Origin of the sequence: Sulfitobacter sp. HNIBRBA3233, assembly GCF_040149665.1 — a bacterium.
In the GTDB taxonomy this organism is placed as follows: domain Bacteria; phylum Pseudomonadota; class Alphaproteobacteria; order Rhodobacterales; family Rhodobacteraceae; genus Sulfitobacter; species Sulfitobacter marinivivus.
Map to the genome: position 1 here is coordinate 2,372,376 of NZ_JBEFLP010000001.1, position 19,922 is coordinate 2,392,297.

The 19,922-nt window shown below is 60.8% G+C and carries 16 protein-coding genes; 6 read left to right on the forward strand and 10 right to left on the reverse strand.

Features of this window, described 5'->3' with window-relative positions; all coding sequences use genetic code 11:
• The first annotated feature begins 16 nt into the window (after positions 1-16).
• Together ABMC89_RS11645 and ABMC89_RS11650 are read left to right on the forward strand one after the other, a co-directional pair.
• A complete protein-coding gene (locus tag ABMC89_RS11645; RefSeq protein WP_349568096.1) occupies positions 17-1,102 on the forward strand; it encodes a phosphotransferase in 1,086 nt (361 codons plus the stop codon).
• Positions 1,099-2,412, forward strand: coding sequence for an aspartate aminotransferase family protein (locus ABMC89_RS11650; protein WP_349568097.1), 1,314 nt, complete (start codon positions 1,099-1,101; stop codon positions 2,410-2,412). The genes ABMC89_RS11645 and ABMC89_RS11650 overlap by 4 nt, the downstream gene beginning before the upstream one ends.
• 127 nt (positions 2,413-2,539) lie before the next feature.
• On the opposite strand, the gene ABMC89_RS11655 is transcribed toward ABMC89_RS11650, so the two are convergent.
• The 3 genes from ABMC89_RS11655 to ABMC89_RS11665 are packed head-to-tail and all read right to left on the reverse strand — an operon-like array spanning position 2,540 to position 7,435.
• On the reverse strand, positions 2,540-3,409 hold the full coding sequence (locus ABMC89_RS11655) for a ribokinase (protein WP_349568614.1): 870 nt from the start codon (positions 3,407-3,409) through the stop codon (positions 2,540-2,542).
• Positions 3,406-5,661, reverse strand: coding sequence for an NADP-dependent malic enzyme (locus ABMC89_RS11660; RefSeq protein WP_349568098.1), 2,256 nt, complete (start codon positions 5,659-5,661; stop codon positions 3,406-3,408). The genes ABMC89_RS11655 and ABMC89_RS11660 overlap by 4 nt, the downstream gene beginning before the upstream one ends.
• A gap of 55 nt (positions 5,662-5,716) precedes the next feature.
• On the reverse strand, positions 5,717-7,435 hold the full coding sequence (locus ABMC89_RS11665) for a glycosyltransferase 61 family protein (protein ID WP_349568099.1): 1,719 nt from the start codon (positions 7,433-7,435) through the stop codon (positions 5,717-5,719).
• Positions 7,436-7,563: 128 nt separating this feature from the next.
• Between ABMC89_RS11665 and mutS the strand changes: the two genes are divergently transcribed.
• A complete protein-coding gene (gene mutS / locus ABMC89_RS11670) occupies positions 7,564-10,206 on the forward strand; it encodes a DNA mismatch repair protein MutS (protein ID WP_349568100.1) in 2,643 nt (880 codons plus the stop codon).
• 34 nt (positions 10,207-10,240) lie between these two features.
• Here the strand turns inward: mutS and ABMC89_RS11675 are convergent, their stop codons facing one another.
• Together ABMC89_RS11675 and hrcA are read right to left on the reverse strand one after the other, a co-directional pair.
• Positions 10,241-10,801, reverse strand: a complete 561-nt coding sequence (locus ABMC89_RS11675; protein ID WP_349568101.1) for a nucleotide exchange factor GrpE — start codon at positions 10,799-10,801, stop codon at positions 10,241-10,243.
• A gap of 9 nt (positions 10,802-10,810) precedes the next feature.
• A complete protein-coding gene (gene hrcA, locus ABMC89_RS11680; protein ID WP_349568102.1) occupies positions 10,811-11,875 on the reverse strand; it encodes a heat-inducible transcriptional repressor HrcA in 1,065 nt (354 codons plus the stop codon).
• A 96-nt stretch (positions 11,876-11,971) separates the two neighbouring features.
• Here hrcA and rph point away from each other — a divergent pair, with 96 nt between their 5' ends.
• From rph to hemW, 3 genes are read left to right on the forward strand one after another with little or no spacing between them, the layout of a single operon-like run.
• Positions 11,972-12,685, forward strand: a complete 714-nt coding sequence (rph, locus tag ABMC89_RS11685; RefSeq protein WP_349568616.1) for a ribonuclease PH — start codon at positions 11,972-11,974, stop codon at positions 12,683-12,685.
• Positions 12,682-13,293, forward strand: a complete 612-nt coding sequence (rdgB, locus tag ABMC89_RS11690) for an RdgB/HAM1 family non-canonical purine NTP pyrophosphatase (RefSeq protein ID WP_349568103.1) — start codon at positions 12,682-12,684, stop codon at positions 13,291-13,293. Before rph ends, rdgB begins: the two co-directional genes overlap by 4 nt.
• Positions 13,286-14,443 carry a radical SAM family heme chaperone HemW gene (gene hemW, locus ABMC89_RS11695; protein ID WP_349568104.1) on the forward strand — a complete coding sequence of 386 codons (1,158 nt, stop codon included), beginning with the start codon at positions 13,286-13,288 and terminating at the stop codon, positions 14,441-14,443. Before rdgB ends, hemW begins: the two co-directional genes overlap by 8 nt.
• Here the strand turns inward: hemW and ABMC89_RS11700 are convergent.
• Genes ABMC89_RS11700 through mnmE form a run of 5 tightly spaced genes read right to left on the reverse strand, consistent with a single transcriptional unit; the run spans position 14,440 to position 19,909 of the window.
• The gene (locus ABMC89_RS11700; protein ID WP_349568105.1) at positions 14,440-15,330 is read right to left on the reverse strand and encodes a ParB/RepB/Spo0J family partition protein; all 891 of its coding nucleotides are present in this window, start codon (positions 15,328-15,330) and stop codon (positions 14,440-14,442) included. The genes hemW and ABMC89_RS11700 overlap by 4 nt on opposite strands.
• Entirely contained in the window at positions 15,320-16,147 is an 828-nt protein-coding gene (locus tag ABMC89_RS11705) for a ParA family protein (RefSeq protein WP_349568106.1), read from the reverse strand. Before ABMC89_RS11705 ends, ABMC89_RS11700 begins: the two co-directional genes overlap by 11 nt.
• Positions 16,140-16,751: a 16S rRNA (guanine(527)-N(7))-methyltransferase RsmG gene (rsmG, locus tag ABMC89_RS11710; RefSeq protein ID WP_349568107.1), complete on the reverse strand. Its 612-nt coding sequence runs from the start codon at positions 16,749-16,751 to the stop codon at positions 16,140-16,142. The genes ABMC89_RS11705 and rsmG overlap by 8 nt, the downstream gene beginning before the upstream one ends.
• Positions 16,748-18,619: a tRNA uridine-5-carboxymethylaminomethyl(34) synthesis enzyme MnmG gene (mnmG, locus tag ABMC89_RS11715; protein ID WP_349568108.1), complete on the reverse strand. Its 1,872-nt coding sequence runs from the start codon at positions 18,617-18,619 to the stop codon at positions 16,748-16,750. The genes rsmG and mnmG overlap by 4 nt, the downstream gene beginning before the upstream one ends.
• A 3-nt stretch (positions 18,620-18,622) precedes the next feature.
• Positions 18,623-19,909 (reverse strand): tRNA uridine-5-carboxymethylaminomethyl(34) synthesis GTPase MnmE, encoded by a 1,287-nt coding sequence (mnmE, locus tag ABMC89_RS11720; RefSeq protein ID WP_349568109.1) that lies wholly within the window; start codon positions 19,907-19,909, stop codon positions 18,623-18,625.
• Positions 19,910-19,922: the final 13 nt, after the last annotated feature.

A 19,922-nucleotide genomic window follows, 5' to 3' on the forward strand; every position in this document is an offset into this window, starting at 1 on the left:
TGTCGACGTTGCCCTGATGACCGGCGCGCCCCCTTCGCAACCGCCACGCGATACGGTGCCGTATGGTCCGTCCGATCTGCTGTCCCATGATCCGCCCGAGATATCGCTGGATCTGGCGGCGGCGCTTGCGCGGGATCTCTACGGGATCGCGGGCGCGGCGCAGAAACTGACCGCCGAGAAGGACGCGAATTTTTGCGTGACGGACAGCGCGGGCGCCCAATGGCTGCTCAAGATCACCAACGCCGCCGAAGACCCCGCCGTCACCGACATGCAGACCGCCGCGCTGCTGCATCTGGGACAGGTCGATCCGACCCTGCCGGTGCCGCATGTGCGCCTGTCGCTCGACGGACGCTCGACAGAGCGGATTACCCTGCCGACAGGACAGACGCATATCGTGCGGGTGCTGTCCTATCTGGATGGTCTTGTGCTCAGCAGTGTCACCCGCCCCGTTGCGCTGCACCGCGATATCGGGCGGCTTCTGGGCCGGCTGACGCGGGCGATGCAGGGGTTTTCGCATCCAGCGGCCGGGCATATCCTGCAATGGGACATCCAGCAGGCCCATCGGTTGCGCCCCATGCTCGACGCGGTCGGCGATGCCGATCTGCGCGGGCGCCTTACCGCCCTGATCGACCTTTTCGAAGACGAAATTCAGCCCCGCCTGGGCAGCCTGCGCGCACAGGTCGGGCACAATGATTTCAACCCGCACAATCTGCTGGTGGACGGACCGCAGGCAACGCGGCTGACCGGCATCATCGATTTTGGCGACATGGTGCTGACGCCGGTGGTATGCGATCTGGCAGTGGCCTGTTCCTATCAGATTGCCGATACCGATCACCCGCTCGAAGATGTGGTGCGTCTGATTGCCGGCTATTCCGAGGTGCTGCCGCTTGAGCCCGAGGAAATCGCTATCCTGCCCGACCTCATCCGCCTGCGCCACGCCACCAGTCTGACCATCGGATCGTGGCGCGCGCGGCGCTATCCTGAAAACGCCGACTACATCCTGCGCAACGCCGCCGCGTCGCTGCGCGGGCTCAAGGCGCTGGACCGGATCGGTACAGAGGCGGCCATCACTACCCTTTCGATGGGAGAGACTTCACAATGACAATGGTAAACGCCTATGACGGCAGCGCCGCGGCCGGTCTGAACGCCGAAGACGCCGCCCTGATCGCCCGGCGGGAACGGGCGCTGGGGCCGGCCTACCGGTTGTTCTACCGCGAACCGCTGCACCTTGTGCGGGGCGAGGGTGTCTGGCTCTGGGACCGGGACGGCAAGCGCTATCTCGACTGTTACAACAACGTGGCCTCGGTGGGTCATTGCCATCCGCGCGTCACGGGTGCCATCGCAGAACAGATGGGCGTGCTGAACACCCACACCCGGTATTTGCACGAGGGCGTGGTCGCCTATGCCGAGCGGTTGCTGGCCACCATGCCCGATGCGCTGGGGCATGTGATGTTCACCTGCACCGGATCCGAAGCCAATGATCTGGCTTTGCGCATCACGCGGTCGCACCTGCGCCGTCAGGGCGTGATCGTCACCAAGCTCGCCTACCATGGCCTGACCGAGGCGGTATCAGAACTCTCGCCCTCACTTGGCGAATTTGTGGATCGCGGTCCGCGTGTGCGGCTGATCCCTGCCCCCGATGCCCTGCGCGTGGCGCCTGCGGAACAGGGCGCGCGGCTCGCCGCCGATCTGGCACAGGCGATCGCGGACATGCGGCGCGACGGCATCGAACCGGCAGCCTTTATCGTCGACACGGTCTTTTCCAGCGACGGGCTCTACCCCGATCCGGCGGGCTTCCTGAAACCTGCCGTCGATCTGATCCGCGCGGAGGGTGGCATATTCATCGCAGACGAGGTGCAGCCGGGCTTTGGCCGCACGGGCGAGGCGTTCTGGGGCTTCGAGCGGCACGGGATCGTGCCGGACATTGTCACCATGGGAAAACCGATGGGCAACGGCTTTCCGCTGTCGGGTGTGGCCATGCGCCCGGAATTGGTGGCGGAGTTCGGAAGCAAGGCGCGGTATTTCAACACTTTCGGCGGCAATCCGGTCGCCGCCGCCGCTGGCATGGCCGTCTTGGACGTGATCAAGCAGGAAGGCTTGCAGGAAAACGCGCTTCACGTGGGCGCGTTTCTGAAGGCAGGTCTGGAAGACATTGCCAAGGGTGACGAAGGAATCGTCGATGTGCGCGGAGCGGGCCTGTTCCTCGCGGTCGAGATCGCGAGGGACGGCGCACCGGACGCCGACCGCGCCGCCTTCGTCGTGAATCATCTGCGTCAGAACGGTGTGCTGATCAGCGCGACGGGACCGGGTGCGAACATCCTGAAAATCCGCCCACCACTGGTGCTGAAACAGGCGGAAGCCGAAATTTTCCTCGACGCTGTTGAAGCGGCCTTTTCTGCGGACCCGATGTGAAGGAACGGATGCCCGCCGCAATGGCTTGCCAATTGCTGAACGGGTTGCGCGACCGCCACGCCTGCAGGCGTATCGCGGCAGACGAGCGCATCAAACGGAAATCGGGCGCTCTGGCGCCTTGAGCGGGCTAAAGGCCGAACTGGTCCTGAATCTCTTTCAGGTCCGGGATCACATCCGCAGTGCCGTGGCGCGCCACCATCAGCGACGCTGCTTTCAGCGCGAGATCAATCGCGCCCTCCATCCCCAGCCCGCGATCCAGACCCGCGATCAGATAACCGGTGAATGTGTCCCCTGCCCCCGTGGTATCGACCGCTTGCGCAGGATAGGCGTCAAAAACCTGTTGCTGGGACTCCTTGATCCACTTGCAGCCCTCCGCGCCGAGGGTCACGATTACGTCCCTGATCCCCTGTTCAGAGACTGGTTTGCCCGTCGCTTTCTCCAGCTGCGCTGCCTCGACGGCGTTCAGGATCATAATGTCGATCATTCCCGCCAGTTCGGCCACGGCATCGGCCTCGAACGGGGCGGCGGCATAGGCCACGCGCAAACCCAGCGACCTTGCGGTTTGCGCCGCATAGACCTGACCGTTGGTTTCGTTCTGCATCAGAACGAAATCGCCGGGCGACGCCTCGGCAAGGGCCGCGCCGATCATCGCGTCGGTCAACTGGCCGTTCGCACCCTGCAAAAGGATGATCGTATTCTCGCCCTCGGCATCAACCACGATATTGGCAAGCCCGGTCGGCACCTCGATCTGGTGGATATGCGGCACGTCCACGCCGTATTCCATCAACCGCTCCCGCGTCCAGCGCCCGTCGGCCCCGATCGCACCGATATGCGATACCGGTGCAGCGGCACGCGCGGCGGCAACCGACATATTCGCCCCCTTGCCGCCCAATCCTTGCGAAAAGCTCTGCGCGACCAGCGTTTCGCCCGGCGCAGGCAGATGGGTCACACCAAAAAAGGCGTCGATGTTGATGGACCCGAGGTTCCAGATCATCAGCCGACCTTGCTGGCAGCGAGAACCGCCATGTTCAGGATGTCGTTCGCCGTCGACGTCGAAGACGCGATCTGGATCGACTTGTCCAAGCCGGTCAGGATCGGGCCGATCACGGTGGCCCCCGCCATTTCCTGCATCAGCTTGACCGAGATACTGGCCGAGTGCCGCGCAGGTACGACCAGCACGTTGGCCGGACCGGTCAGGCGGGAGAAGGGATAATTCCGCTGGCTTGCGGCATTCATCGCGACATCGACCGTCATCTCGCCTTCGTATTCGAAATCGACACGGCGTTCATCCAGCACGCGGGGCGCGATATGCATCTTTTCGGCGCGCTCCGATACCGGGTATCCGAAGGTCGAGAAGCTGACGAAGGCCACGCGCGGCTCAAGCCCCAGATGGCGCGCGACCCGCGCACCGCTTTCGGCGATATTGGCAAGATCGGTCTCGTTCGGCCATTCGTGAACCAAGGTATCACCGATCAGAACGATGCGGCCCTTGTGAAGCACGGCGGTAATGCCTGTCGCACCGCCTTCGGCATTGGCTTCGAAAACGTGGTTGATCCGTTCGAGAACATGCGCAGACTTGCGCGTGGCACCCGTGACCAATCCGTCGCCGTGACCGTGCGCAAGCATCAGCGCGGCGAAGACATGACGGTCCCGCGCGGCGAGCCTGTGGACGTCTTTAGTGTCGAAACCGCGCCGCTGAAGGCGTTCGTAGAGAAACGATTTGTAGAGATCGAGATGCTGCGTATTCGCGGCATTCACGATCTCGAGCTCGCGCACCGCATCTTCGAGGCCCGAGGCGATCAGCTTTTGCTTCACATCGTCCGACCGGCCCACGACCAGCGCCTTGCCCAGACCGGAGCGCTGATAGGTCACCGCCGCACGCAAAACCTTCGGGTCGTCCCCTTCGGCGAAAATCATCCGCGCCTGATTGGCCCGCGCCCGCGCGAACAGACCGCGCATGATGTTCGCGGTCGGGTCGAGGCGCGATTTCAGACCCTGTTCATAGGCTTCCATGTCGATGATGGGCCTGCGGGCCGCGCCGGTGTCCATCCCCGCCTTGGCCACGGCGGGCGGGATCCGGTGGATCAGGCGCGGATCAAACGGCGTCGGAATAATGTAGTCCCGCCCGAAGCTGAGGTTCTTGCCGTAGGCAAGCGCCACTTCGTCCGGCACATCCTCCCGTGCGAGATTGGCGAGAGCATGGGCGCAGGCGATCTTCATCTCGTCATTGATTGCCCGCGCGTTGATATCAAGCGCGCCGCGGAACAGGTACGGAAAGCCCAGCACGTTGTTGACCTGGTTCGGATAGTCGCTGCGCCCTGTCGCGACAATGGCGTCCGGGCGCACGGCGTGCGCCTCTTCGGGTGTAATCTCGGGGTCGGGATTCGCCATGGCAAAGATCACCGGATCGTCCGCCATGCTCGCCACCATCTCGGCGGTCACGGCCCCCTTGACCGACACGCCCAGAAACACGTCCGCGCCATCCATCGCCTCGGCCAATGTGCGCGCCTCGGTCGAAACGGCATGGGCCGACTTCCACTGGTTCATACCCTCGGTACGGCCCTGATAGATCACGCCCTTTGTGTCGCACATGATGCAGTTCTGATGCCGCGCACCCATCGCCTTGAGCAGTTCCAGACAGGCAATGCCCGCAGCACCGGCACCGTTCAGAACGATGCGCACATCCTCGATCTTCTTGCCCGACAGCTTCAGCGCGTTCAGCAGACCCGCCGCACAGATCACGGCGGTGCCGTGCTGGTCATCGTGGAAGACGGGGATATCCATTTCTTCCTTCAGACGCTGCTCGATGATGAAGCATTCCGGCGCCTTGATGTCTTCGAGGTTGATCCCCCCGAACGTCGGTCCCATCAGTTTCACCGCCGCGCAGAACGCATCGGGATCTTCCGTGTCGAGCTCGATATCGATCGAGTTCACATCGGCAAAGCGTTTGAACAGCACCGCCTTGCCTTCCATGACCGGTTTCGATGCCAGCGCACCGAGGTTGCCCAGACCCAGAACGGCCGTCCCGTTCGAGATCACGGCAACAAGGTTGCCCTTGTTGGTGTAATCATACGCCGTCTGCGGGTCTGCCGCGATCGCCTCGCAGGGGACAGCAACGCCCGGAGAATACGCAAGCGACAGATCGCGCTGCGTGGTCATCGGAACCGTGGCGGTAATCTCGAACTTTCCCGGCGTGGGATCGAGGTGGAAGGCAAGCGCCTCTTCGTTGGTAACTTTGGTTTTTGACACGGGCGGCACTCTCATCTGTTTAGGCAGTGATAGCGGCCCCGCGCCCGTCGCACAATCAGGCGACGAAGCGAACCCAATCGTGATTGCCCACAAAAGCGGCATGACGTTCCGGAAAATCACGTTCCAACCGCGACAGCGCCCAGCGGATCACCTGCGGTCGGTCACAGTGATGCGCGCACCAGATGATGCGGATCAGAGTTTGCCACCGTGTCGGATCGGCCTTGAATGCCTGATCGATGGCCACGAGCTCCGACTTCGGCTCCGCCAGCGCCTTGTGGCAGTCGCCCCGCAGGAGGAAAAAATCCGCGTCGCCCTTGATGACGTCTTCGTGCCGGTCAAGAAGCGCCAGCGCCTGTTCGGCCAGTCCTGCCCGCAACAGCCTGCGCGCCAGTGCTTCGACCGTGCGCGCGCTCGGCAATTCGGGAACGTGGCCAAGCACGCTGACAACGTAAGAGAGGATCTGCGCGATCGCGGCATCCGACAGCGCGACAGGCACGATACCATCGGTGGCGAAATGCGGCTCTTTCAGGGGATCGTCCGTATTGAAGTCGGCGAAAAAACTGATGTAGCGGCACTGCGATGCGTGGGCCAGCGGCCAGAAATCCGCCCAGCGGAATTGCGCGGTCTGCAGCGTCCCCAGCTCGATCACCTGCGCGTCGGGATGCGCGAAGAGCATGTTGGTCAGCCCCGCCCCATGCGCCCCGATCACAATTTCCGCGCGCGCCATCAGGGCGATCTGCTCCAGCGGCGGATAATCCTCGAAAGCAATCTCTTCAAATCCGAAGAGTTCCAGATGCTCCAGCAGACGCTCCTGCCGTGCCATGGGCCGGGCCCTGGCGTGATCGTCCCGCCGCCCGATGAAAAACCGCGTCGGCAAATGCGAGAAATCCTGCCCCTCTATCGCCCGCAAGGCGCGATCGCGGAGCGCAAGAAGGCTTTCGCTGACCGCGTTCATCTGCAGCAACGGCTGCATCTCGACGCTCATCCCGCCAAGACGGTTGCGGATGTGTCGCGGGATCAAACTGTCGAGCGCGCTGTCCGCAGGTGCCTGCAGCTGGGCCGAGATCATCTCGAATCCGGTCAGCGCCTCCGGGTAGGATTTCGGAGACCTCTCGAAAAAGACCCGACCGGTCGTTTCGGGAAAAAGTGCTTCGACGAAATCGCGGACGAAATCGCGCTGCTTGTCATCCTCGTTCGGGTAGTGAAAGAAAATGTCGCGCCCTTCGGTCAAACCGTCGAAGAGCGCCAGCTGCGCCAGCGATTCAGTGATGAAGTGGTAGTAATTGAACGTGTTCCGGCACTCGATCGCGATCGGCGCGTCCGGCGAAGGGGTCGCGACAGGCAGCGCCCGACCGGCATTCTTCTCGCGGCATTGCGCGAAATAGGCGTTCAGCGCCTCCTCGGGTTCCCCTTCGGTCGCTTCGCTCTCGAAACGGAAGCCGTTGATTGCTCGGGTTCCGGCAGCGCCTTTCAGGATGAACCGGCCGCTCGACAGGATCTGGGATTTGCGAAACTCCACGTCCCGAACGACGACGGGCGCAGCGTTGAACCAGAGCGCCTTGCCGAACTTCTTCTGCTTGCGGGTGACTTCGGTAAAGGAATGGATCTTGCGGTTGATCGCGTCATGGGCGCTGACGGCAAACCCCTCAATGGTGGCTGCAGGATGTTCGCGCCAGATGAAATCGGGCTCCGATACAAGCGATACTCCCTCTTCCCGCCACGGGTCGAGGAACAGATCTTCGGGATCGAGCGTGAATTCCAACTTGTTTCGCACTGTTTTTCAGCGCCTTTTTCCTGCCTTCAAAGATCATAGTACAGACCCCGCCGCGCCGTCCAGACAGCCGCGCCCCTTCCCTCCGCCCCTGCGGTTTTGTAGAGACAGGTCAGCCAAGGGGGATGCAAATGAGCGCAGGCAACGCCACACCGATGATGGCCCAGTATCTGGAGATCAAATCCGGCTATCCGGACGCGCTCTTGTTCTACCGGATGGGCGATTTCTATGAGCTGTTTTTTGACGATGCCGTCGCCGCATCCGAGGCGCTTGATATCGCGCTGACCAAACGCGGCAAACATGACGGCGAAGATATTCCCATGTGCGGCGTGCCGGTCCATGCGGCCGAAGGATACCTGCTGACCCTGATCCGCAAGGGATTCCGCGTGGCCGTGGGCGAGCAACTGGAAAGCCCCGCCGAAGCGAAGAAGCGCGGCAACAAATCCGTCGTCAAACGCGATGTGGTGCGTCTGGTCACCCCCGGAACGCTGACGGAAGAATCCCTTCTCGAAGCGCGCCGCCACAACTTCCTCGCGGCTTTCGCGCAGGTGCGGGATGACTGTGCGTTGTCCTGGGTCGACATTTCGACGGGCGCCTTTCATGTGATGGCCCTGCCGAAGGTCCGGCTGGGGCCGGAACTGGCGCGGCTGGCCCCGTCCGAACTTCTGGTAAGCGAGGGCGACAGTGCCGAACACCGCGAGTTAGAGACTGAATTCGGGCTGTCCGTCACCGAACTTGCCCGGTCGAGTTTCGACAGTACCGGCGCCGAAAAACGGATCTGTCAGCTTTACAACGTCGGATCGCTTGACGGCTTTGGCACCTTCGACCGTGCCGAGATTGCCGCAATGGGTGCGGTGATCGAATATCTCGACCTGACGCAAAAGGGAAAGCTGCCGCTTCTGCGCAAGCCGGTGAAAGAGGCGCAGGCCCGGACCGTCCAGATCGACGCGGCCACACGGCGCAACCTCGAACTGACCCACGCGCTGTCAGGTGGGCGCGCCGGTACGCTGTTGTCGGTGATGGACAGGACGGCAACCGCCGGCGGCGCGCGCCTGTTGGAGCGCCGTATTTCGAGCCCGTCCCGTGTGTTAGAGACTATTCACGCACGGCAGGCCGCTGTTTCATTCGCGTTCGAGCAGACAAGATTGCGCGGCGAGATACGCGAGCGGCTGCGCAACGTGCCGGATCTGGAACGGGCGCTATCGCGCCTGTCGCTGGATCGCGGGGGGCCCCGTGACCTTGCCGCAATCCGCAACGGCCTGACCGAGGCCGCGCGTCTTGCCCGGTTGCTGGATCATGATCTGCCCGACCTTCTCGAAACCGCACGTCAGAGCCTTTTGGGACACGAAACGCTGGTCGATCTGCTGGACGACGCGCTGGTCGCGGAGCCGCCACTGTTGATCCGTGACGGCGGCTTCATCGCGCCGGGATATCGCGAAGAGCTGGACGAGATGCGCAAACTGCGTGACGAGGGCCGCGGCGTTATCGCGGCGATGCAATCCCAATTCGTCTCTGATACGGGCATTTCGTCTCTGAAAATCAAGCACAACAATGTCTTGGGCTACTTCATTGAAGTCACGGCAACCCACGCCGAAAAAATGCTCTCGCCCCCACTGTCCGAACGGTTCATCCACCGCCAGACGACGGCCAATCAGGTCAGGTTCACCACGGTTGAACTGTCGGAGCTGGAAACCCGGATCCTGAACGCGGGAAACCACGCGACCGAATTGGAAAAACGTCTGTTCGAGGATCTGCGCAAGGCCGTGCTGGACCGCGCGGGCGAAATCGGGGCCGCGTCGGCCGCATTGGCCGAGATTGATCTGTCCACCTCTCTTGCCGATCTCGCGCAGGCCGAGGACTGGTGCAAACCGGCGGTCGACGGATCACGCGCCTTCGAAATCGTCGGGGGCCGCCATCCGGTCGTGGAGCGCGCCCTGAAGCAACAGGGTGGCACACCCTTCGTTGCCAACGATTGCAACCTCAGCGCCGATACGGATTCCGCGATCTGGTTGCTGACCGGCCCGAACATGGCGGGTAAATCGACCTATCTGCGTCAGAATGCGATCATCGCCCTGATCGCGCAAATGGGCAGCTACGTCCCTGCCCGCTCGGCGCATATCGGAGTAGTCAGCCAGCTCTTCAGCCGCGTGGGCGCATCGGACGATCTGGCGCGTGGGCGATCCACCTTCATGGTCGAGATGGTGGAGACCGCGGCCATCCTCAACCAGGCTGACGACCGCGCGCTGGTGATCCTCGATGAAATCGGTCGCGGGACCGCAACCTACGATGGGCTGTCGATTGCGTGGGCAACGCTGGAACATCTGCACGACGTGAACCGCGCCCGCGCCCTGTTCGCCACGCACTACCACGAGATGACCGCCCTTGCCGGCAAGCTGGACGGGGTGGCGAATGCGACCGTCGCGGTGAAGGAATGGGAGGGGGATGTGATCTTTCTCCACGAGGTGAAGAAAGGTGCTGCGGACAGGTCCTACGGTGTGCAGGTTGCACAGCTTGCAGGTCTGCCGCCCAAGGTGATCGACCGCGCCCGGGTCGTGTTGGAAGCGCTGGAAAAAGGGGAGCGCGAGGGAGGTGCGACACAGAAAACGCTGATAGATGATCTTCCGCTTTTCAGCATCGCGCACACGCCGAGCCCGACGCCAGCGGCACGGACGTCACCATTGGAAGAGATGGTCGCGGAAATCATGCCGGACGAATTGTCCCCGCGCGAGGCGCTGGACCTGATCTATAAACTGAAAGAGGCGGCCAAATCCTGACCGCCTCTGCCCAATGCATTGCTCCGCTCGCGGGTCAGGCGGTGTTCGACGAAACGCCAACCTGCGCGGGGCGCAGCAAACGGTCGTGCAGCATGAAACCTTCGGCTGCCACCTGAATGATATGCCCGGCTTTTGTATCCGGCACCGGCGCTTCGAACATGGCCTGATGGTGCTGGGGATCGAAACGATCACCGACTTCCGGCGCGATCACTTCGATGCCGTGTTTCTTGAACACATTCAGAAGCTCGCGCATCGTCAGCTCGATGCCTTCCAGCAGCGGGCCCGAGATCGTGCGCTGTTCTTCTGTCGCCGCTTCAAGTGCGCGCTTCATGTTGTCGTAGACCGACAGCATATCGCGGGCGAGTTTTGATCCACCGTAGTTCTCGGCCTCGCGACGGTCCTTTTCGGATCGCTTGCGCGCATTCTCCGCATCGGCAAGCGCACGCATGAAGCGATCCTTGTACTGGTCCCGCTCCGCGATCAGGTTTTCCATTTCAAGCGCACTCTCGTCGATCTCTTCCATTTCATCGGCATAGGTCTCTGCCTCCGCGGCCTCGGGATCGTCGAGGAAATCATTTTCTTTCGGGTCTGCCATTATTCACCTCTAACTCCGGTCAGAAATCAATTTCCCGACCAGTTGCGCCGTGTAGTTCACGATCGGCACGATACGTCCATAGTTCAGGCGCGTGGGTCCGATGACCCCGACCGCGCCGACAATCTTACGATCCGAGTTCATATATGGGGAAACCACCAAAGAGGAACCCGAAAGTGAGAAAAGTTTGTTTTCCGACCCGATAAAAATGCGAACGCCATCGCCATCTTCTGCCAGTTCCAGAAAATCGGCGATGTCTCGTTTCCGCTCAAGATCGTCAAACAGCGTGCGAATGCGTTCCAGGTCTTCGGCCTGCCCCTTTTCACCGATCAGATTCGCCCGCCCCCGAACGATCAGACGTTCGGGATAATCATCCTCGCCGTCCCAGATCACCGCACCGCTTTCCACCAGTTCGGCGGCCAGCGCGTCGATCTCCTGACGGCGTTTCTTCATCTCGGCCTTGATCGTGCCCTGAAGCTCGCTCAGTGTTTTGCCCTCGACCAGCGAATTCAGGAAATTCGCGGCCTCGCGCATGGAGCTTGGCGTCTGCCCGACGGGGGGTTGGAAAAGCCTGTTTTCCACATGCCCGTCCGAAAACACCAGAACGGCCAAAGCCCTGTCATGGGCAAGTGAAACGAATTCGATATGCCGTATCGGCGCTTCGTGTTTCGGTGCCAGAACCAGCGACGCACCATGGGTCACCCCGCTGAGCGCTGATCCCACACGATCGAGAATACCCGCAACATCGTTGGAGTTGCTGCCCAGCGTCGCATCAATCTGCGCGCGGTCCTCTTCATCGGGTGTGCCGACTTCGAGCAGGCCGTCGACGAACATCCGCAGGCCCAGTTGCGTCGGGATACGTCCGGCGCTGACGTGGGGGCTGTCCAGCAGACCCAGATACTCCAGATCCTGCATCACGTTGCGGATCGTGGCGGCACTCACCTTTTCGCTGAAATCGCGGGTCAGTGTGCGCGAGCCCACCGGATCACCGTTTGCCAGATAGCCTTCGACGACGCGGCGAAACACTTCGCGCGACCGGTCGTTCATCTCCTGAAGAAGTCTCGACGTATCTGCCATCTCTTGCCCTTTGGAACACATTAAGGGTGCGGGGGTTGCATCCGCAAGGGATCGGACGCTATCGAGATCATCGAACACATGAAAAAGGAAGAACCCATGCGCCCCTCCGGTCGGAAATTGGACGAAATGCGAAATGTCTCGGTCGAGGTCGGCTTCACCAAGCACGCCGAAGGGTCCGCTCTGATCAAGATGGGGGATACCCATGTGTTGTGCACCGCGTCGATCGAAGCCCGCGTGCCACCGTTTATCAAGGGCTCCGGTTTGGGATGGGTCACCGCGGAATACGGCATGTTGCCGCGCGCAACGAACACGCGGATGCGCCGCGAGGCCGCATCGGGCAAGCAGGGCGGCCGCACCGTTGAAATCCAGCGGCTGATTGGCCGCAGCCTGCGCGCGGGTGTCGATCGCTCGGCCTTGGGCGAACGCCAGATCACCGTTGATTGCGACGTCCTTCAGGCCGATGGCGGAACGCGCTGCGCTTCGATCACCGGCGGCTGGATCGCGCTGCGCCTTGCCGTGAACAAATTGATGAAAGCGGGCGATGTCATTTCCGACCCGATGACCGATCCCGTCGCCGCAATCAGCTGCGGGATCTACGCGGGCCAGCCGGTGCTCGACCTCGACTACCCCGAGGATTCCGAAGCGGGTGTAGACGGTAATTTTATCATGACCGAAAGCGGCCAGATGATCGAAACCCAGATGAGCGCCGAGGGCGCCACATATAGCCGTGCGCAGATGAACGAACTTCTGGACCTTGCCGAAAAAGGGATCAAGCAGCTGACCGCGATCCAACGTGAGGCCTGCGCATGAGCCGAAAGTTTACCGGCGACCGGCTTTTGATCGCCACACACAACGCCGGCAAGCTGCAAGAAATGACCGAACTTTTCGGCCCCCGCGGGATCACCGTGGTCGGCGCGAAAGAGTTCAACCTGCCCGAACCGGAAGAGACTGAAGATACATTCGTCGGCAACGCGCGGATCAAGGCCCATGCCGCGGCCAAGGCAACCGGCCTGCCCGCCTTGTCCGACGACAGCGGCATTCAGGTCGCGGCCCTTGATAATGCGCCGGGTGTCTACACCGCCGACTGGGCCGAGACACCCCAAGGCCGCGATTTCGTGATGGCCATGGAAAAAACCCATCGCCTCCTCGAAGAGACCGGCGCACCCGAACCGCACCTTGCGCGGTTTTGCTCAACCCTCGTTCTGGCCTGGCCCGACGGGCACGATGAAGTCGCCGAAGGAAAGATTGACGGGCATTTCGTCTGGCCGATGCGGGGACAGACGGGTCACGGCTATGATCCGATCTTCCAGCCCATCGGCGAAACCCGAACCTTCGCGGAAATGTCCCACGACGAAAAGAACGCGATCAGCCACCGGTCCGACGCCGTGGCAAAACTGCTGGCCAAATGTTTTGACTGAAGACTGGCGTCAGGGTGGTTTCGGCATCTATATCCATTGGCCGTTCTGCGAAGCAAAATGCCCCTACTGCGATTTCAACAGCCATGTCGCCCGCCATATCGATCAGGCCGCGTGGAAGGCCGCCTATCTGTCCGAGCTGAAGCGCTACGCATCAGAAACCCCCGGTCGTGTTGTCACATCCGTTTTCTTCGGTGGTGGCACGCCCAGTTTGATGGATCCCGAAACCGTTGCCACGGTTATCGAGGAAATCCGCCGCCTCTGGCCCGTCGCGAATGATCTGGAAATCACGCTCGAGGCAAACCCCGGCTCGGTCGAGGCTGGCCGGTTTCAGGCCTACCGTGATGGCGGTGTTTCACGTGTGTCGATGGGACTTCAGGCCCTCAACAACGAGGACCTCCGCCGCCTAGGGCGGATCCATACCGTTGAAGAAGCGTTGCGCGCCTTCGATGTCGCGCGCAACTGCTTCGAGCGCGTCAGTTTTGATCTGATCTATGCGCGTCAGAACCAGACGCTGGACCAGTGGGAAGCTGAGCTTAAACAGGCCCTAAACCTCGCGATAGACCATCTTTCCCTGTACCAGCTTACGATCGAGGACGGGACCGCGTTCGGTGACCGCTACGCCTTGGGAAAACTGCGCGGCCTGCCCGGTGAGGATCTGGGCGCGGACATGTTCGATCTGACGCAGGATGTCTGTGCCGCCGCCGGAATGCCCGCTTACGAAGTTTCCAACCACGCGCGCGACGGTGCGCAATCGCGGCACAACCTGATCTATTGGCGCTACGGCGATTACCTTGGCATTGGTCCCGGTGCGCATGGCCGGCTGAGCCTGAACCAGAAACGCCACGCGACCTTCTGCTACAGCAATCCCAAGCGCTGGCTTGATGCCGTGGACGCAAATGCGCCCGAGCAGGAGCGCGAAACGCTTGATGCGAGCGACGCCGCGACGGAATTTCTGCTTATGGGCCTCAGGTTGCGCGAGGGCGTGAGCCTTGGCCGCTACGAGGCAATCGCGGGTGCACCGCTTTCCGAAGAGCGTCTCGATCATTTACGCTCTCTGGGCATGATCGAGACGCTGGAGGACAGGTTAATCGTTTCAGATCAGGGGTTTAGAGTACTAAACGCCGTGATTTCCGAACTTCTCAGGGACTAGTTTCCGCCCAGGATCCGACACAGTTCGTCCAGCTGGTCGAGAGACGTGTAATTCAGAACCATCTGCCCCGATTCCTGCCCCGGTTTGTGGTTCAGGGTTACTTTCATGCGCAGGTTCGCTGAAAGGTCATCTTCCAACGCCTTGGTATCGGCATCTTTTTCGACCTTCGGCTTCTGCGCGGCAGGCTGCGGTGCGTCACCCGAGAGCTCCTTCTTCACCAAGGCCTCCGTGGCACGCACGGACAAACCGCCGCGAATGATTTGCTGCGCCAGCCTCAGCGGATCCTGTGACGGGATCAATGCCCGTGCGTGACCGGCACTCAGTTCACCCTTGCGCAGCATATCGAGAACCGCGTCGGGCAGGTTGAGAAGACGAAGGAGGTTCGCGATGTGGCTGCGGCTTTTCCCCAACGCTTCTGCAAGCTTTTCCTGTGTGTGGCCAAAACGGTCCATCAGCTGCTTGTAGCCCGCCGCCTCCTCTGCGGCATTCAAATCGGCGCGCTGGATGTTTTCGATGATCGCGACTTCGAGAACCTCGATATCGCTGTAATCCCGTACGATCACGGGAAGCTGGTGCAGCTGCGCCATCTGCGCGGCACGCCAGCGGCGTTCGCCGGCGACGATCTCAAAACGCCCCTCGCCACTCTTGCGCACGATCAGTGGCTGAAGAACGCCCTTTTCCTTGATCGACGCGGAGAGATCCTGAAGATCATCTGCCGTGAACTGCTTGCGGGGCTGATCCGGATTCGGGGCAATCTGCTCGATCGGAACCATCTGATCGGCGGCTGACGGGCCCTGCGCCGCTGCAGTCTCAGTCTCGTTCACATCGGCCATCAGGGCCGAAAGCCCGCGGCCAAGGCCCCTTTTCCGTTCTGAATTATCCGACATGCTGCACCTCTTTCACTTCATTCTCGTTATTTTCCATCAGCTCTTTCGCCAGCTCGCGGTACGCCAATGCCCCTTTTGACGTGCTGTCATACGCCAGAACCGGCATCGCGAAACTAGGCGATTCACTGACGCGCACGTTCCGCGGGATCAGGGTCTTAAACACCAGATCGCCAAGGTTATCGCGCGCATCCTGCTCAACCTGTTGGGAGAGGTTGTTACGCCGGTCGTACATCGTCAGGACGACGCCCTCGATCCGCAGGTTCTTGTTTCCGGACTGTCTGACTTCACGAATGGTCAGCATCAGCTGTGAAAGACCTTCAAGGGCAAAAAACTCACTCTGAAGCGGTACGAGAATGGAATGCGCGGCTATCATCGCGTTAACTGTCAGCAGGTTCAGCGACGGAGGGCAATCGATCAGGATATAATCGAACGCGAAACTGTCCATCTGGGTTTGCCGCAGCGCGTCATGCAGCAAAAAGCTGCGTTTTTCGTTCGTCAGCAATTCAAGGTCAGCCGAGCTGAGATCAACTGTCGCCGGAACGATAAAGAGGTTTTCCGTCGCCGTCTTCAGGATAACTTTCTGAAGGTCGACATCTTCCAGCAGCAACTCATAGGTCGTGAATTCACGATCATCCAGCTCGATACCAAGGCCTGTCGAGGCATTCCCCTGAGGATCAAGATCGATCACCAGCACGCGGCGCCCCTCCTCGGCAAGCGCGGCAGAAAGATTAATGGCTGTCGTGGTCTTGCCGACGCCGCCTTTCTGGTTGGCGATTGCGATGATTTTCGGACCCTGGGGGCGGGAAAGGTCAGACACGCGCGAGCTCCTTGATTTTCAAGATAATGGCGTCGGGATTGGTTTTACTCTTAATCGGTTCGAGGTCGTATGACCACTCTTTGCGAGCCGCCGCATCCTCTTCGCGCCAGCGCGCGCCCTTCGGGAACAGCGCGACACCGTCTGGCGCAAGATGCTGGTGGGCATGTAACAGCAATCCACTCAGATCATCCAAGGCGCGCGCCGATAGCACCGAGGCATTCTGCGGTTCCATCTCGTCAATCCGCGAGGCGTGAACGGTGACATTCAGGTCCAGCTCTCGCGCGGCGGTCCGCAGGAATGCACACTTCCGCTGATCACTGTCGACCAAGGTAAACGCGCGCGTAGCGTCTTCCTCTTTCGCCAGAACAGCCGCAACAATTCCGGGGAAGCCGCCGCCGCTGCCGATATCCAGCCAGTGGCCCGCAGCTGGCGCGACGTCGAAGATCTGCACGGAATCAAGAATATGCCGCGACCAGATTTTTTCTGCATCCTGCCTGGAGACAAGATTGATCTTCTTCGTCCACTTCGCGACCAGCGCCTCGAAATGCCTCAACCTCTCCATTGTTTCACGTGAAACATTTGGAAGAGCGTCACGCTCGGTCATGCTGATTTTTTCTTTCCGGCACGGCGCAGCATCGCGAGGATCAGCGTCAGTGCGGCGGGAGTCATACCGTCAATCCGCGCCGCTTGCGCCAATGAGGTTGGCCTGACCTTTTGAAGCTTGCTTTTCAGTTCATTGGACAAGCCTTCAATCTCCTGAAAAGAAAACTCGGCGGGAATCTTCTCACCTTCGTCCTTGCGAAGCGCAGCAACATCCTGCTCCTGACGCTTGATATAATTCGCGTAGAGCGCATCCTTCGCGACTTGGTCCGAGATCGCGCTATCAAAGCCAGCGAGACCGGGATCAAGCTGTGCCACCTGATCAAAGGTCACCTTTGGAAAGGCGAGCAGCTGAAAGCCGCTCCGCCGTTGACCATCTTGGTTAATCGCAATCCCGGCTGCGGCGATTTCCTTGGGCGTAAACGTCGTTGCTTCAAGCTGCGCACGGCACGCATCCAGCCGCTCCATCTTATCCTTGAAGATCTCTTGACGCTTCAAAGATACACAACCCGCTGCGATCCCGACAGGCGTAAGCCGTTGATCCGCGTTATCTGCCCGCAAAGACAGCCGGAATTCTGCGCGCGACGTGAACATTCTGTAGGGCTCGGTAACACCTCGGGTCGTCAAATCGTCGATCATCACACCGATATAGCTATCCGTCCGGCTGAAATGCAGCGGCTCCCCGCCCCGAGCGGAAATCGATGCGTTCAATCCCGCAACCATTCCTTGCGCGGCAGCTTCTTCGTAGCCCGTCGTCCCGTTGATCTGGCCGGCAAGATACAGGCCGGGCACGTCACGCAACTCCAGCGTCTTTTTGAGAGCGCGAGGATCGACGTAATCGTATTCGATCGCGTAGCCAGGCTGAAGGATCGTAACCTCTTCAAGCCCCGCTATGGAGCGCACATATTCATCCTGCACGTCCAGCGGCAGCGACGTCGAAATACCGTTCGGATAAATCGTCGAGTCGCTGAGGCTTTCGGGTTCGAGGAAGATCTGGTGCGAGGTCTTGTCGGCAAACCTGACAACTTTATCCTCGATTGAGGGGCAGTATCGCGGGCCAACGCCGTCAATATGCCCGCCGTACATCGCGGACCGTCCGAGGTTCTCACGGATGATGTCATGCGTTTTCTCATTCGTATGCGTGATACCGCAGGAGATCTGGCGCGCGGACGGACGGTTTGACATGAAAGAAAACAGCGTCGGATCCTCATCCGCCGGCTGCATTTCCAATCCTTCCCAACGGATCGTTTTTCCGTCGAGCCGTGGCGGCGTTCCCGTCTTCAACCGGCCAAGCGGCAGGTTGAAGGAGTCGATACGCTCGGCCAGCCGGATGGACGGCTTGTCTCCCATGCGCCCGCCGGATTTCTGCACATCCCCAATATGGATGACACCACGAAGGAAAGTGCCCGTCGTCAGGATCACGGAACTTGCCCTGATCTGATCCTCGCCATTGAAAATCACGCCACAAACGCGGCCGCCTTCCATGACGAGGTCGGTCGCTTCGCCCTCGATTATGGTGATGCGCGGATTGGCTTCCGTTTCGGCCAGCATTGCTTCGCGATAGATTTTGCGATCAGCCTGCGCGCGGGGCCCCTGCACCGCCGGGCCTTTCCGGCGGTTCAGAAGCCGAAACTGGATCCCGGCCTTGTCGGCAACTCGCCCCATGACACCATCCAGCGCGTCAATCTCGCGGACCAGATGCCCTTTGCCCAAACCACCAATGGCCGGGTTACACGACATCACGCCAATCGTATCACGCGACATGGTCAGGAGTGCTGTTTCGGACCCCATGCGCGCGGCGGCATGCGCGGCCTCGGCGCCCGCATGGCCCCCACCGATAACGATGACATCAAAATGTTTCACGTGAAACAATCCTCACTTACCCAAGCAGAAACTTGCAAAGATCTCGTCCAGCAAGTTTTCAGCATCAATCCGCCCTACGAGCACTTCAAGCGCGTGGATTCCGATTCTCAGCTCCGCTGCCGCTATATCGTAGACATCGGGGCCATCCTCAAGAAGCTCAAGCGCCCTGTTCAAACCAGCCGAAGCTTGCTGCATCGCCGCAGCATGACGTGCGTGTGTGGCCAGACCGGCGCCGGAAACGAAGTCCTGCAACCTTGTCTGGATCTCCGCCAGAAGTTGATCCACCCCTGCCCCCGTCTCGCCGGAAACAGCGGGGTAGGACGCCCCGGTCAAATCAGCCTTTGCCGAGAGCATAACATCCCCTTCAACCGGAGTCATCGGGGGTTCGTCGCCTTCCTCCAACAGGAACACGCGCAAGTCAGCCAGCTCGGCACGGGCGAGCGCGCGCTCGACGCCCAGTGTTTCCACCAGATCATCGCTTTGGCGGATGCCGGCCGTATCAAGCAGAGTCACCGCAAGTCCACCCAGATCCATTCGGACTTCGATCACATCGCGGGTTGTGCCGGCAACGTTCGAGGTGATCGCCGCGTCCCGCCCCGCCAGTCGATTCAGCAGCGTCGATTTTCCGACGTTCGGCGCGCCAATGATGGCGACTTCGAAACCGGTCCTGATTCTCTCGGCGGCCTTGATCCCCTTGATCTCGTGCACCAGGGCTTTGTCCGTTTGAACCAGAAGCTCGCGGACCTCATCGCTTACATCGACCGGGACATCTTCGTCTGCGAAATCGATTGTCGCTTCGAGCAGTGCTGCCGCCCGGATCAGCGATTTTCGCCATTCCTCGACCTTATCGCCAAGGTCGCCTGACAGTACCCGAAGCGCCTGCTTCCGCTGTGCTTCGGTCTCAGCCTCGATCAGATCACCCAAGCCTTCGACCTGCGTCAGATCAAGGCGCCCGTTCTCGAGCGCGCGGCGGGTAAATTCACCGGGCTCCGCCAGACGGCAGCCATCGAAACCACCCAGAACTTCAAGGGTGCGGTGCATGATTGCTATGCTGCCGTGGAGATGGAGTTCGACAACATCTTCCCCGGTAAAGCTATTGGGGCCGTCGAATCGCAGGACCAGGGCCTGGTCGATGAATTCACCAGCCCCATCGCGTAGCATACGCAGCGCTGTCTGGCGGTGTTCGGGCAGAACACCAACCAGATTTGCAGCAATTTCATGCGCAGAAGGGCCAGAGATCCGAACGACGGATACCCCGGCCCGACCCACTGCAGTGGCTTGGGCGAAAATCGTATCCATAGACCTAAGCCTT

What these genes read in the sequence shown, in the direction of transcription:
- ABMC89_RS11645 (WP_349568096.1), top strand. Translation starts at nt 17, where the DNA reads ATGACCGGCGCGCCCCCTTCGCAACCGCCACGCGATACGGTGCCGTAT.
- ABMC89_RS11650 (WP_349568097.1), top strand. Translation starts at nt 1,099, where the DNA reads ATGACAATGGTAAACGCCTATGACGGCAGCGCCGCGGCCGGTCTGAAC.
- mutS (WP_349568100.1), top strand. Translation starts at nt 7,564, where the DNA reads ATGAGCGCAGGCAACGCCACACCGATGATGGCCCAGTATCTGGAGATC.
- ABMC89_RS11675 (WP_349568101.1), bottom strand. Translation starts at nt 10,801, where the DNA reads ATGGCAGACCCGAAAGAAAATGATTTCCTCGACGATCCCGAGGCCGCG.
- hrcA (WP_349568102.1), bottom strand. Translation starts at nt 11,875, where the DNA reads ATGGCAGATACGTCGAGACTTCTTCAGGAGATGAACGACCGGTCGCGC.
- rph (WP_349568616.1), top strand. Translation starts at nt 11,972, where the DNA reads ATGCGCCCCTCCGGTCGGAAATTGGACGAAATGCGAAATGTCTCGGTC.
- rdgB (WP_349568103.1), top strand. Translation starts at nt 12,682, where the DNA reads ATGAGCCGAAAGTTTACCGGCGACCGGCTTTTGATCGCCACACACAAC.
- ABMC89_RS11700 (WP_349568105.1), bottom strand. Translation starts at nt 15,330, where the DNA reads ATGTCGGATAATTCAGAACGGAAAAGGGGCCTTGGCCGCGGGCTTTCG.
- rsmG (WP_349568107.1), bottom strand. Translation starts at nt 16,751, where the DNA reads ATGACCGAGCGTGACGCTCTTCCAAATGTTTCACGTGAAACAATGGAG.
- mnmE (WP_349568109.1), bottom strand. Translation starts at nt 19,909, where the DNA reads ATGGATACGATTTTCGCCCAAGCCACTGCAGTGGGTCGGGCCGGGGTA.